Source organism: Citrobacter sp. Cf118 (assembly GCF_030334095.1).
GTDB classification, from domain to species: domain Bacteria; phylum Pseudomonadota; class Gammaproteobacteria; order Enterobacterales; family Enterobacteriaceae; genus Citrobacter; species Citrobacter freundii.
In genome coordinates this window covers 90,861-104,764 of sequence record NZ_JAOWES010000058.1, presented here as the reverse complement: position 1 = coordinate 104,764, position 13,904 = coordinate 90,861, and the positions used below count along the sequence as shown (strand labels likewise).

Genomic DNA, 13,904 nt, shown 5'->3' with positions numbered 1-13,904 from the left:
CCGTCTGTATATATAGAGAGATAGTCGGTATCATCGAAGTATTGATAATCTATACCCGGACCACCCGGCTTTAAACGCGGGTCGTCAAAAGGGTATGAACTCATATACAAATGATTTTTCGAGGTGGTAATAAACGCCTGGTTATTGACCACCACCACTTTTTTTATTTCTTTTCCTTCAGGATAGTCACGCATAACCCCATCGGAGTTTCTCTCCAGCGCCCGGGAAGAAGCCATATAGTTTGCGACCTGCCATGTTTGCCCATAATCTTTAGATATTTTATATGCCCCGGGTTCCCATTCAGGCACCAGAACGTACTGTTCTGAGGGATGGATAAACTCACCCGAGAACACTCTATAGATTGGATTGCCATAAATTGATTTGTGGATTTTTCTTTTTATGTCATGGTAAACAACATATCCTTCACAATCATATCCGATCAACTCCAGGTAGCGATTATCATCAAACCGATAAATAACCTGTGAGGGTATTTTTTTTGTACAGGCAGCGATAGCGCATAGCGAAATGGCTCCAACAATTACTCTTACCGTATTTCCTGGTTTCATGATTTATCCTTAAACGTTAAGCGGTTTGGGCATATCCCATTGCAGATTGGGAGTATCGGTATTGTATATTTCATTATGTCTGGCAGGTTGAACCGTTGTTGAATGATAATATTCGTTAACCACACCAAATTGACCCTTTGGTAAAATATCATCCGGCCTGTTCATATAATCTTTTGTGTCAGCTTTATTCAATATCCCTGTATTATAATAATCAACAGTCCTTGGCAGACCATTAAGCTTCATACGCCAGTCCCCACGGCGAAGTAGTTTTACCCAGAACTCACCATTTTCGTAATCAAATGCCCCGCATATCCCCACCGCCAGATCGAAGGCCATCGCTTTCGCGGGGGCATCTTTCGACATAACAATAGAGGAATGCTGGCTGTAACCAACCTGCTCTGATTTCATCCATTCTTTTTCCAGCTCATCCGGCGTTTTTTCATAAATAAGCTGCACGGTCTTATTGTATCCCCCGCCCAGGACAACGCCTTTGGTATAAGGCTTAGCATATTTTTTGGCGAACATCGCGAGTTCTGCGGGCGTTAACTCTTGCCCCGGCTGTAAATAATCGAAACCTGCGCCGCTGAGATTTTTGAAATCTGTCTCAGTGCGCGCAATAACCGTGGCTTTTGCCGAAAATGAGATGTTCTGATCGGGTGAACCCGGTACTATCGAATATTTATACTGACTTCCCGCGCCCTGTAACTGGTGTCTGAAGGTGACGGGGAGCTGCTCACCATTCACAACCACATCCGCAAACGTATATTGTCTGGTCGCCAGCGTATCCTGATCAAAACAATCCTTTTTTAACGCCGGCATTTCAAAAGGCACGCTCAGTGGGCTGCCGCCTATTTCCGGACCATTTTCGCAGAAAACCCGCTGGCGCAGATTGTCTATGCCGCTGGCAATGTCATGGGGGACTCCCCGCCAGCCCAAACCCTGCACGTTAAGTAATGAAACCACGCTGTCATTAGGGCAAAAATAGTTATATACCTTGCCAAAGTTATTACGGGTATAAAGTTTATTCTTGCGCCATTGAGAATTGGTTTTACTCAGACAAATTGCGCCTTCTAATTCATCAATCTCGGCCTGCGTGTGATATTCCCCCTTGCCATATCTGCCGTTTGTCGCCATCAAATGACAGAAATTTTTAAACGTCTGCTGGCGGGCGCGATCCGTCTGGTGATGTCCGGGCGTCATACCTTCAGCAGCCGTTTTTTCCAGGGCGTAGGGAGAATGGTTGAGGATCACACAATCGGCAGGATCGGCACCTGCTGCTTTGACCAGCATATTGGCGAGCATGGTAATAATCGTTCCCTGGGAGTGCGCAATAATATTAATGGGATCGAATTTTGTTGCCGGTTCTCTTCGAATCATCAGGATTAAATCGGCCAGCCGCTGCGCGGCAAAAAACTGATAAATTCGGTGCGGGTTATCATAAATAGGGTGCGTAAAATCCCCGCCATTCAGATGAAATGAAGCAAATCCTGCCGTAGCGTTCGCAGGGCCGCCGGAGCCAGGGCCTAGCATATCCGGAATAGTGGTTGTCGCATTGGCAAAGGTCCCCCCGCCTTTGGCGTACACATCGTCCAGCACGTTGCCGAAATTATCATTCTGAAATTTCAACGTGGTTTGAGGAATGTGTCCTAACTTTACCAGCGTTGCGTTGTCATTTTCCTGATAGGCGTTGTAAGGCAGTTTTGCGGCGTCTCCTGATTTAGCCAGCTCATCGCGATAACGCCGCTGATCGTCAATATACGTTGCATGGTCAACAGGTTTATATCCCCAGTAAAATGGGATCACCGGGCTGCGTCCGGGCATTTTCACCTGCTGCTGCTCGCCATCCCCCATATCCATTTTGTACTGATGCCACTCATGCGGATACATATCCGTGCGGCCCATACGTTCATTCAAGCCAGCAATGATCCTCTGCTCCTGATTTTGATACGCCTCACCCACATCGTTGACGCCATGAACAAGGATCACAATACAGGGCATAGGGTTTTTAACCGCCACTTCGCAGACGGCCATTTTTCCGCCGGTGGATTTAGGTACGCCTTGTACACCTGTCGCCACGACTCGCGGATTAAAGGGACTGTTACTCATTTGGCAAAATCTCCATTTTCATTTCATCCATTTCCGTCATATCCAGTAACGGCGTCATGCCTTCATCGTCGGTAACACCTTCAATGATTTCACCGGAGGCCTTAGTCAGTCTGAATTTTGTTTTTTTCAGAACATCGTCCGTATTTCCATAACCATGTAATTTAATGCGGCGGTGAAACTGGTCTTCCTGAAAAACGGGGGATTTATCTTTAACGGATTCCGGCCCGCTCCAGTCAAGGGTGGTGCCTTTGAGCTGCACTTTTGCGGGAGAGAATATTTTTACTGAGCCATCTTCATTTATTCGAATACCGCCCCCTCCACACAGCAACTGAATATTCTTTTTGGCGCTGATGGTCACATTGCCGTTCATACTTTGAATATGAAAATGCTTATCCGAAAGCAGGCCCATTTCCCCGCGCTGTGCCTGGACGGAAATATCATCTTTTGCGGCGATAATTTTGATCCCGATAGCTCTGCTGAAAAGCGATAAGCCCTGCCCGACTGCCATGGAGAGTTTCTTAAAAACGTTAAAACTGCCGTTATTGGCCGCGTTCAGCGACAGATCTTTGTTTGCCGACAGCGCCATGGTTTCCGGTGTAAGCAGAGCCATACCGTGATCGGCATAGGCCACCAGCCCCGAGCGGGTGAGCTGTTGAAGCGCGGCGTTAAGCTGCTGCTGTTGCTCCATTTCAACGTTTAACGCTTGCGCCGTCAGGGCGCTTTGCTGAAGAGAAGTTGCCAGCACAAGGGCTGCCTGTAGCTGTTGAACGACTGCATTCATGTCGAGCTGCTGGCCCTGGGCTTTTGGCTGCGCCTCTGTCGTCAGCAATATTCCCTTTGCAGCCCTCAAAACAGCCCGGTCATCGGTGCGCAGTTCTGCGCCTTCACCGCGCGGCTTACCACCTGCATCAACAAGATGTCCCATGTTCAGCTGCGTTTTAGCGTACTCGGTACTCAGCTTGACGTGTTCCTGCCCGCGCCGATCTTCCATCCGCAGCTTATTGAGACCCGCAGTGCGGATGACATTGCGGGTATTATTGCGGCTGGTAACGGGGTCAGGTTTTGGCGCATGATGCAGCGCATGGGCAATGAAAGGTCTTTCCGGATCGCCACCTTCAAACGCAATGGCAACCTCCGCACCCTGAATGAGTGGAAAGTGATGACCATAAGTATCGCCGGCATAAATCCGCGCCAGACGGACGGGCATACTTTCATAGCCTTGCCTATGTTGGTCGAGGTCAAAATCAAACTTCACCCAATAGCGCCCCTGCAGATCGATGTGGGCATATTGGTCATTGTCTATTCGAGATGAAACAATTGCCGGAACCGTACCCGCGATACGCGGTCTGGGTAGCGGCTGCGGTCGAAAGCAAACGCGCTCATTGTAGGGAATACCGAACAGTTGGGATTGCAGGGCTGCATCACGCCTGCCCGTCACTCGCATTGCCGTTACCACAAAGCCCGAAGTGAACGCCTGCGGAATGGTACCGTCGATTTTAAGCACCATACCTGGCACGATCGATGGACTGGTGGTCACGCCGCTTAAAACGGACTGATTATTAAGAATAATTTCGTGATGCAGTTTGGCGTAGAACCAGCTTGATTCGCCTGGTTGTTCCTCCGCAAATTTCGATCCCGGCTGGTGATGAATATCCGCATAACGATAATCCACTCCATACGTCGTCGACGTTTGTTCAGCTCCCTCGGCATCAACATTGAGTATTAGCGAATTGGCAAGCCGATAGTCAAAGTTCTTTGCTTTAACGGCTGCGGAAACAACGTTGTGCTTTGATACCAGCTTATCGATCGAATAATCATTTGCTGTCAGACCCGCATGAGATGCATGCATAATCTTTTGATCGAAGATATACCGGCTTTGTGAATCGCTGAAGATAAGCACCATAATGTGCGGAACGGCATGATGATTTTCAATTCTGAACCAGATCCCAACTTCTGACAGGATGCGGCTGATAAACGCTAAATCTGACTCATCCCACTGGACGATCATTTCCCGGTTAGGATACATACAAACAAGATTATCAAAGTCGATTTCATAATCGGCAAAAGCATGTTCTTTGAGGATCTGCGTGACCAAATTCGGCACATTTATGTTCAGGTAAATAGCCGATCGCTTGCGTCGAGAGAGTAATGCAAGCTTATGCTCCAGCCTGATTTCGTACAGTGATTCATCCGCTGATGTGCTAATAAGCGAAAATGATGTAATGACGCCTTCAATTTGTCGTTCATATAGCCACATTTCAGAACCCTGAATATATTTACTCCAATTATGATTAGGTGCTCTGATTTTCAGCGAGCCTTCAATATTTAGAAGTGAATCAGGAGGGATGTTTTTTAGTTTTGATGTAAATGTAATCTTATAACTGTATGGTTTACTTAAATTTTCATGACCTTCAATTGTTTCAACATCAAGCCACCCTAACTTACCTTCGCCCCTTACGGAGAATAAATATTCATTTATACTCTCCTCTGAAACTATACCTTCCAGATTATAGAACCCTGAACCTTTTTTCATTATCGCATCCCTTGCCAAAAGAAAGTAATACATAAGAAATAAAGTCCAGTCAGCATATCAATAATAACTAAAAAAGGTTATTTTTTATTGAAAAAATCTGGAAGTGATTTAATTATTATTAGTCAAACACGTAATATAACCCTGGAATATAAATAAACGATTAACTGGCGAGATTTTATATTCAATGAAATTGATTTTTTAACAAAAAGATTTATAAAACGCCGCATTCGTTTTTTCACCGCGAGGCAACAATCCAGCGTTCATATCCAAATGGTTCCAGAAAACTGAGATATGACTAAAAAAACGAACGCATTAACCCAATGATTTACAATAACATTTATGAAAATATTCTTTTCATTTATCATTTTATTGAATGAATCACACCACCCCATAAAAAAACACAATAAAATATAACGATTCCCTGTTCTGCTGTGAGGGAGAGGTAACCGGATGGTATCCCATTTGATCCATGGGAAAGCTTTTGATTTTCTCCCTCTCCCTTTGAGAGAGGGCCGCATAAAGGTCATCTTATCAGCCACAGGAGAATCAATGAAACGCTCCGCAATAAACGAGATCCTTGGCCACACGCGCCAGTTTTTCTCTCAGCACGACGTGCATCTCCCCCCTTTTGCCAGCTTCCCCCCGACCCAATGGCGCAAGCTTGATGCCGCTGCCTGGAGCGAAGTGTTCGACCTTAAGCTCGGTTGGGATGTCACTGCGTTTGGCGGCAACAATTTCGCCGCGCAAGGATTAACGCTGTTCACCCTGCGTAATGGTTCGCCGAAAGGCATGCCTTACGAGAAATGCTACGCCGAGAAAATCATGCATGTTCGCGATGCACAGGTCACGCCGATGCATTTTCACTGGCGCAAACGCGAAGACATTATCAATCGCGGCGGCGGCAATCTCATTGTAGAACTGTGGAATGCAGGGATCCGCGAGCAAACGGAAGACAGCGACGTTAGCGTGGTAATTGACGGCTGTCGGCAAACCCATGCCGCAGGCAGTCAACTGCGCCTGACGCCGGGTGAAAGCATCTGCCTGCCGCCGGGCCTGTATCACAGCTTCTGGGCGGAAGAAGGTTTTGGTGACGTGCTGGTTGGCGAGGTCTCTTCTGTTAATGACGACGACCACGACAACCATTTTCTGCAACCGATTTCCCGCTACAACGACATTGAAGAAGACGAACCGGCGCTGCTGGTGCTGTGTAACGAATATCGCCTGTTCCGCTAACCAAGGAGCACATTATGCCGTTGATCTCACTCGCTGATGGCCTTGCCCATGCCCGCGAGCACCGCTATGCCTTAGGGGCGTTTAACGTTCTGGATTCACATTTCCTGCGCGCGTTGTTTGCCGCGGCAAAGCAGGAACGTTCGCCGTTTATTATCAACATTGCCGAGGTGCATTTTAAATATATCTCGCTAGATTCTCTGGTCGAAGCGGTCAAGTTCGAAGCCGCCAGACATGACATTCCCGTAGTGCTGAATCTTGACCACGGCCTGCACTTTGAGTCGGTGGTGCGAGCGTTACGCTTAGGTTTCAGCTCAGTGATGTTCGATGGCTCCACGCTGGAGTACGAAGAAAATATCCGTCAGACCCGCGAAGTGGTGAAGATGTGCCACGCCGTCGGCGTGTCGGTGGAAGCTGAGTTGGGCGCAGTCGGTGGCGATGAAGGCGGTGCGCTGTACGGTCATGCCGACGAATCACTGTTTACCGACCCAATGCTGGCGCGTGATTTCGTTGACAGAACCGGGATTGACGCGCTGGCGGTCGCCATTGGCAATGCCCACGGCAAATATAAAGGCGAACCGCTGCTCGACTTCCCGCGTCTAGACGCCATTCGCCAGCAGGCGGCAATCCCGCTGGTACTGCACGGTGGCTCCGGCATCAGCGACGACGATTTCAAGCGCGCAATTGAACTCGGCATTCACAAAATCAACTTCTATACCGGCATGTCGCAGGCGGCGCTGTCGGCAGTGGAGACGCGGATGGCGAATCGTCAGCCCTTATACGACGAATTCGCCGAACTGCTGCTCGGCATTGAGGAAGCCATTACCGATACCGTTTCAGAACAGATGCGCATTTTTGGCAGCGCGGGACGGGTCTGATGGAACGCAAAGGCGTTATCGCCGCAGGCAACATGCTGGTCGATCATGTGCATCAAATTGTGCAGTGGCCGGAACGCGGCTGGTTGGCGGAAATCACCCGTAGCGAACGCGCCACGGGCGGTGCGCCGCTTAATGTGCTGCTGACGCTGGCAAAAATGCACACTGGGCTGCCGTTGCAGGCGGTGGGGTTAATCGGTCAGGACAGCGATGGCGACTACATCATGGCGATGCTGGAGCAGTATCACGTTAATCGCCAACACGTGCAGCGCACGACATTCGCGCCCACGTCAATGTCGCAGGTGATGACCGATCCCAGCGGTCAGCGCACCTTTTTCCACTCGCCGGGCGCCAACAGACTGCTGGATTTGCCCGCTTTTGAGCAACTGGATACCTCGATGAAAATCTTCCATCTGGGATATCTGCTGCTGCTCGACAGTCTGGACATGCCGGATAAGGAGTACGGGACGCGTAGCGCAAGGCTGCTAGCGCAAATGCGCGACAACGGCTTTGAAACATCGCTGGATCTGGTCTCACGCAAGGGCGACCCGCGCTACCAACCACTGGTGATGCCAGCCTTGCGCCATCTCGATTATCTGGTGATTAACGAGCTGGAAGCCGGAGAATTTAGCGGGCTGGAGATCCGACAGCCCAACGGCGAGCTGCATATCCCGCATATCGCTACCGCCGCGCGCGAATTATTGGATGCAGGCGTACGCCAGCGGGTGGTTATTCACTGTCCGGAAGGTGCCTGGGGTGAAGCGCCGGATCTGCCGGGCGTCTGGATCCCATCGCAGTACCTGGCACAGGAGGAGATCGTTGGCAGCGTCGGGGCGGGTGATGCGTTTTGCGCCGGATTTTTGTATGGCTGTCATGAGCGCTGGTCGCTGACGGACAGCGTCAGGTTGGCACACGCATGTGCGCGGGCAAGCTTGCTGTGCGCCAATGCGATAGACGGCGCGAAGACGCTGGCAGAGTTAAAAGCAGAAATGGTTGACGCCTGATGCGCTGCGCTTATCAGGCCTACGCGGTCGTTGTCGCTTTTGTCGGCCGGATAAGGCGTTTACGCCGCATCCGGCAACTGCACACGATCACGCCGCCTTATCGTGATGCTGCACGTCGGCGGCAAACACATAACCCAACCCGCGCAGGGTTTTGATCAACATAGGTTGATGCGGGTTAATCTCTATTTTTCGCCGCAAGCGCATGATTAACACGTCAATAGTGCGGTCAAACACCTCAACACTGTCGCTACGCGTCAGCTCCAGCAGTTGTTCCCGACTCAGCACCCGGCGGGCATTTTGGGCCAGCGCCAACAGCAGGCTGTATTCCCCCTGCGTCAACTCCACCTTCAACTGCTGGGGATTATGTAACTGGCAACCGGCGGTATCGAGATGCCAGCCATTGAAAGAAAGCCCCGTGGTCTGTGGGCCGCCGCTTTCTGCCGTTAACACGCCAACGCGTCTGAGCACCGCCTTTACCCGAGCCACCAGCACCCGCGCATTGAACGGTTTACCGATATAGTCGTCAGCGCCCATTTCCAGCCCGACCACCACATCCGACTCGCTACCAAGCCCGGTCAGCATTACCACCGGTAATCCGGGCCTCATCTTTTGCACCTGCTGCAGCACCATCAGACCGTTGATGTCGGGCAACATCATATCCAGCAATACCAGCGCGATCTCCGGCTGAGTCTCAATGCAGCGCAACGCCTCCTGCCCGGTGTGACAAGCGGTCACCGCAAAGACGTGTTCGTTCAGCACATCCTGTAAAAGCGAGCAGACTGCCACGTCATCATCCACAACCAGTATGGCTGGCTTCATTGTTTTTCCCCATTTCTGGCCAACTTAAATGAGTGTGATTGATTCTGCCCAGAGTGACAGCGATAAGGCACAAGGATATGTGGGAAACATAACCTCGGTCACACTGCCGGGGCGTCACGTATTGGAGATTCGACACGTCAAATATGACGACAGCCTGTTTTTCGTCAGGGTTTTGACCAAAAATCACCCGTAATATCAGGGAATGCCCACAATAAAAAAGTGGCATAGAAGATGCATACTGAGGGCGACAGCGCGTATGCGCGATTTGATTAACTGGAGCGAGACCGATGAAAAAAGTCGTCACGGTTTGCCCATATTGCGCATCAGGTTGCAAAATCAACCTGGTGGTCGATAACGGCAAAATCGTCCGGGCTGAAGCGGCGCAGGGGAAAACCAACCAGGGTACTCTGTGTCTGAAGGGCTACTATGGCTGGGATTTTATCAACGATACCCAGATCCTGACCCCTCGTCTGAAAACCCCAATGATCCGTCGCCAGCGTGGCGGCAAACTGGAATCTGTTTCCTGGGATGAAGCGCTTGATTACGTCGCCACTCGTCTGAGCGCCATCAAAGCGAAGTATGGCCCGGACGCTATTCAGACGACCGGTTCATCTCGCGGTACGGGTAACGAAACCAACTATGTAATGCAAAAATTCGCGCGCGCCGTTATTGGTACCAATAACGTTGACTGCTGCGCTCGCGTCTGACACGGCCCATCGGTTGCAGGTCTGCACCAATCGGTCGGTAACGGCGCAATGAGTAATGCTATCAATGAAATTGATAACACAGATTTAGTGTTCATCTTCGGGTATAACCCGGCGGATTCCCACCCGATCGTGGCGAATCACGTGATTAACGCTAAACGTAACGGGGCGAAAATCATCGTCTGCGATCCGCGCAAAATTGAAACCGCGCGTATTGCCGACATGCACATCGCGTTGAAAAACGGCTCGAACATCGCGCTGCTCAACGCCATGGGTCATGTCATCATCGAAGAAAAACTGTACGACCAGGCGTTCGTCGCCTCCCGTACGGAAGGATTCGAAGAGTACAGCAAGATTGTCGAAGGCTACACGCCGGAGTCCGTCGAAGATATCACTGGCGTTAGCGCGCAGGATATTCGTCAGGCTGCACGTATGTATGCCACGGCAAAAAGCGCGGCTATCCTGTGGGGCATGGGTGTTACCCAGTTCTATCAGGGCGTGGAAACCGTGCGTTCACTGACCAGCCTCGCAATGCTGACCGGCAACCTCGGTAAGCCAAGCGTGGGCGTTAACCCGGTTCGTGGCCAGAACAACGTTCAGGGTGCATGCGACATGGGCGCGCTGCCGGATACCTATCCGGGTTACCAGTACGTTAAGTTCCCGGAAAATCGCGAGAAATTCGCTAAAGCCTGGGGCGTGGAAAGTCTGCCTGCACATACCGGTTATCGCATCAGCGAACTGCCGCACCGTGCTGCGCATGGCGAAGTACGCGCGGCGTACATCATGGGTGAAGATCCATTACAGACCGATGCTGAACTCTCCGCAGTGCGCAAAGGCTTTGAGGATCTGGAACTGGTCATCGTGCAGGATATCTTCATGACCAAAACCGCCGCTGCCGCAGACGTTATTTTACCGTCTACGTCATGGGGTGAGCATGAAGGCGTATTCTCCGCGGCTGACCGTGGCTTCCAGCGCTTCTTTAAAGCCGTTGAGCCGAAGTGGGATCTGAAAACGGACTGGCAGATTATCAGTGAAATCGCCACCCGTATGGGCTATCCGATGCACTACAACAACACCCAGGAAATCTGGGACGAGTTGCGTCATCTGTGCCCGGATTTCTACGGTGCCACTTACGAGAAAATGGGCGAACTGGGTTATATCCAGTGGCCTTGCCGCGACACCTCAGAAGCCGATCAGGGGACGTCTTATCTCTTTAAAGAGAAGTTCGACACCCCGAACGGCCTGGCGCAGTTCTTCACCTGCGACTGGGTAGCGCCAATCGACAAACTCACCCCAGAGTACCCAATGGTACTGTCTACGGTGCGTGAAGTCGGCCACTACTCTTGCCGTTCGATGACCGGTAACTGTGCGGCGCTGGCCGCGCTGGCAGATGAACCGGGCTATGCCCAAATCAACACCGCCGACGCAGAACGCCTGGGCATCCAGGACGAAGAACTGGTGTGGGTTAACTCGCGTAAAGGTCGGGTCATTACCCGTGCGGCAGTCAGCGATCGTCCAAACAAAGGCGCGATTTACATGACCTACCAGTGGTGGATTGGCGCATGTAATGAACTGGTAACCGAGAACTTAAGCCCGATTACCAAAACGCCAGAGTATAAGTACTGTGCCGTTAACGTTGAACGCATTGCCGATCAGCGCGCTGCCGAGCAGTATGTTATTGATGAGTACAACAAGCTGAAAGCCAGTCTGCGCGAAAGCGCGATGGGTTAGTCCGTTTACGTACCTGTTCTGCAACAGCCTCCGCCCGGAGGCTGTTTTTTTATCCATACGATCTCTTTATACTGTTCATTCCGTACCCTAAATAAAACTCAAAATGAAACAACTCATTGCATTGATGTTCTTTATGACATTCTTTGCCCATGCCAGTGATACTGAGCCAGGAAGCCAGTACTTACAGGCCGCTGAGGCAGGGGACCGTCGTGCACAGTACTTTCTTGCCGATACCTGGTTCAGTTCGGGCGATTTGAGCAAAGCCGAGTATTGGGCGCAAAAAGCCGCCGACAATGGCGATGCCGACGCCTGCGCGCTCCTGGCGCAAATCAAAATTACGAATCCGGTCAGTCTGGATTACCCCCAGGCCAAAACGCTGGCGGAAAAGGCAGCCAAAGCGGGCAGTAAAGCAGGAGAACTCACCCTGGCGCGGATTCTGGTCAACACCCAGGCAGGACACACAGATTACCCCAAAGCCATTACCTTGCTGCAAAACGCCTCTGAAGATCTGGAAAATGACTCAGCCGTCGACGCGCAAATGCTGCTCGGGCTGATTTACGCCAACGGCGTGGGGATCCCCGCAGACGATGAAAAAGCGACGTGGTATTTCAAACGCAGCTCCGCCATCTCCCGCACCGGTTATTCCGAGTACTGGGCCGGAATGATGTTCTTAAACGGCGAGCAGGGTTTTATCGTGAAGAATAAACAGAAGGCGCTACACTGGCTGAATCTGAGCTGTATGGAAGGGTTCGATACCGGCTGTGAAGAGTTTGAAAAGTTAACAAACGGGTAATGGTTTGCATTGCCGGATGGCGGCATAAACGCCTTATCCGGCCTACAGTTCACCGTCTTCCGTAGGCCGGATAAGCGCAGCGCCATCCGGCAATCTTTCATTAATTAATGATTAGCGGTCTTATCAAATTTACCCAGCATCTCGCGCTCGTAAGCCAGCGCCTTCTTGCGGTCAAATTTATGCTCCCACTTGGCGATAACCAGCACCGCCAGCGCATTCCCCACCACATTCAGCGCGGTACGCGCCATGTCGAGGATACGGTCAACACCGGCGATAAACGCCAGGCCTTCCAGCGGGATCCCCACGCTGCCAAGCGTAGCCAGCAGTACCACGAAGGAGACGCCCGGCACGCCCGCAATCCCTTTCGAGGTCACCATCAACGTCAACACCAGCACGATTTCCTGCCACAGCGACAGGTCGATACCATACAGCTGCGCAATAAAGATCGCGGCAATACTCTGGTACAGCGTTGAACCATCAAGGTTGAATGAGTAGCCGGTCGGCACCACAAAGCTGGTGATTGAAGCCGGTGCGCCATAGGCTTCCATCTTCTCGATAATACGCGGCAGTACGCTCTCGGAACTGGCGGTAGAGTAAGCCAGAATCAGCTCATCTTTCAAAATGCGGATCAGGATCCAGATGCTCAAACCGCAGATACGCGCCACAATCCCCAGCACCACCAGCGCGAAGAACAGGATGGCAAAATGCACCAACAGCACCAGTTTCGCCAGCGGCCACAGGGAGGCAAAACCGAAGTTCGCGACGGTCACAGCAATCAGCGCAAAAACACCGACTGGCGCATAACGCATCACCATGTGGGTCACTTTAAACATGGTTTCTGAAATCGAGCGGAACACGGTCACCAGCGGCTCGCGGTGGGTTGCTGGTAGTGAAGACAAGCCTAAACCAAACAGCACCGAGAAGAAGATAATCGGCAACATATCGCCTTTCGCCATCGACGCGACGATATTAGTCGGCACCAGCGACACAATCGTGCCCATCAGGCCATGCGCGTGGCTCTGCACTTCTGCGGTCGTATTTTGATATTTCGAAATATCCACGGTCGCCAGTTGCGACATATCAATCCCGGAACCCGGCTGGAACACATTCGCCAGCGTGATGCCAAGAATAATCGCTACGGTGGTGATCACTTCGAAATAGAGAATGGTTTTGGCGCCAATACGGCCCAGCTGTTTTGCATCACCCACCCCGGCAATACCAACCACCAGCGTGGAGATAACAATCGGCACGACGATCATTTTGATCAGATGGATAAAGATATCGCCCGCCGGAGACAGCAAGTTGACCACCAGCCATTCGCGGCTGTCGCTATGGTAATGCAGGTAACTCCCTAGCAGAATGCCCAGCACCATGGCGATTAGAATCTGCCATGCCAGGCTGACTTTCAAATTTTTCATAACAACGGACTTCCTCGATGGAGCGCTATTCCACATGCGGTGTGTGGGAATAGTACATACTGAAAGGGTATGAATTGTGTTGCGTTCGTTTATGGAGTTTTTTAACGCTTATGCCCTAAATAATT

The 13,904-nt window shown here is 51.2% G+C and carries 10 protein-coding genes; 5 read left to right on the top strand and 5 right to left on the bottom strand.

Going from position 1 to position 13,904, the window contains the following annotated elements; all coding sequences use genetic code 11:
* The 3 genes from OGX67_RS04705 to OGX67_RS04695 all read right to left on the bottom strand — a co-directional run.
* Nucleotides 1-566 (bottom strand): T6SS immunity protein Tli3 family protein (locus tag OGX67_RS04705; protein WP_286526040.1); only part of this gene is annotated, 566 nt, incomplete at its 3' end.
* Between the two features lie 9 nt (nt 567-575).
* Nucleotides 576-2,672 carry a T6SS effector phospholipase Tle3 domain-containing protein gene (locus OGX67_RS04700; RefSeq protein WP_286526038.1) on the bottom strand — a complete coding sequence of 699 codons (2,097 nt, stop codon included), beginning with the start codon at nt 2,670-2,672 and terminating at the stop codon, nt 576-578.
* Complete coding sequence (locus OGX67_RS04695) at nt 2,665-5,205, bottom strand: type VI secretion system Vgr family protein (RefSeq protein ID WP_257651894.1); 2,541 nt, start codon at nt 5,203-5,205, stop codon at nt 2,665-2,667. The genes OGX67_RS04700 and OGX67_RS04695 overlap by 8 nt, the downstream gene beginning before the upstream one ends.
* A gap of 549 nt (nt 5,206-5,754) precedes the next feature.
* Here OGX67_RS04695 and OGX67_RS04690 point away from each other — a divergent pair.
* Genes OGX67_RS04690 through OGX67_RS04680 form a run of 3 tightly spaced genes read left to right on the top strand, consistent with a single transcriptional unit; the run spans nt 5,755 to nt 8,314 of the window.
* Nucleotides 5,755-6,438 (top strand): D-lyxose/D-mannose isomerase, encoded by a 684-nt coding sequence (locus tag OGX67_RS04690; RefSeq protein WP_003031789.1) that lies wholly within the window; start codon nt 5,755-5,757, stop codon nt 6,436-6,438.
* 14 nt (nt 6,439-6,452) lie between these two features.
* Nucleotides 6,453-7,313 carry a ketose 1,6-bisphosphate aldolase gene (locus tag OGX67_RS04685; protein WP_003031787.1) on the top strand — a complete coding sequence of 287 codons (861 nt, stop codon included), beginning with the start codon at nt 6,453-6,455 and terminating at the stop codon, nt 7,311-7,313.
* Nucleotides 7,310-8,314 (top strand): carbohydrate kinase family protein, encoded by a 1,005-nt coding sequence (locus OGX67_RS04680; RefSeq protein WP_086529675.1) that lies wholly within the window; start codon nt 7,310-7,312, stop codon nt 8,312-8,314. Before OGX67_RS04685 ends, OGX67_RS04680 begins: the two co-directional genes overlap by 4 nt.
* 87 nt (nt 8,315-8,401) lie before the next feature.
* Here the strand turns inward: OGX67_RS04680 and OGX67_RS04675 are convergent, their stop codons facing one another.
* Complete coding sequence (locus OGX67_RS04675; RefSeq protein WP_071696318.1) at nt 8,402-9,133, bottom strand: response regulator; 732 nt, start codon at nt 9,131-9,133, stop codon at nt 8,402-8,404.
* Nucleotides 9,134-9,420: 287 nt separating this feature from the next.
* On the opposite strand from OGX67_RS04675, the gene fdhF reads away from it, so the two are divergent.
* Nucleotides 9,421-11,568, top strand: coding sequence for a formate dehydrogenase subunit alpha (gene fdhF, locus OGX67_RS04670; RefSeq protein ID WP_080602221.1), 2,148 nt, complete (start codon nt 9,421-9,423; stop codon nt 11,566-11,568).
* A gap of 103 nt (nt 11,569-11,671) precedes the next feature.
* On the top strand, nt 11,672-12,361 hold the full coding sequence (gene yjcO, locus OGX67_RS04665; protein WP_003031775.1) for a Sel1 family TPR-like repeat protein YjcO: 690 nt from the start codon (nt 11,672-11,674) through the stop codon (nt 12,359-12,361).
* Nucleotides 12,362-12,465: 104 nt separating this feature from the next.
* On the opposite strand, the gene gltP is transcribed toward yjcO, so the two are convergent.
* Nucleotides 12,466-13,779: a glutamate/aspartate:proton symporter GltP gene (gltP, locus tag OGX67_RS04660; RefSeq protein WP_003031773.1), complete on the bottom strand. Its 1,314-nt coding sequence runs from the start codon at nt 13,777-13,779 to the stop codon at nt 12,466-12,468.
* Between the last annotated feature and the right edge of the window lie 125 nt (nt 13,780-13,904).

Coding starts and splice junctions, on each gene's coding strand:
- OGX67_RS04700 (WP_286526038.1), bottom strand. CDS start 2,672: ATGAGTAACAGTCCCTTTAATCCGCGAGTCGTGGCGACAGGTGTACAA.
- OGX67_RS04695 (WP_257651894.1), bottom strand. CDS start 5,205: ATGAAAAAAGGTTCAGGGTTCTATAATCTGGAAGGTATAGTTTCAGAG.
- OGX67_RS04690 (WP_003031789.1), top strand. CDS start 5,755: ATGAAACGCTCCGCAATAAACGAGATCCTTGGCCACACGCGCCAGTTT.
- OGX67_RS04685 (WP_003031787.1), top strand. CDS start 6,453: ATGCCGTTGATCTCACTCGCTGATGGCCTTGCCCATGCCCGCGAGCAC.
- OGX67_RS04675 (WP_071696318.1), bottom strand. CDS start 9,133: ATGAAGCCAGCCATACTGGTTGTGGATGATGACGTGGCAGTCTGCTCG.
- yjcO (WP_003031775.1), top strand. CDS start 11,672: ATGAAACAACTCATTGCATTGATGTTCTTTATGACATTCTTTGCCCAT.
- gltP (WP_003031773.1), bottom strand. CDS start 13,779: ATGAAAAATTTGAAAGTCAGCCTGGCATGGCAGATTCTAATCGCCATG.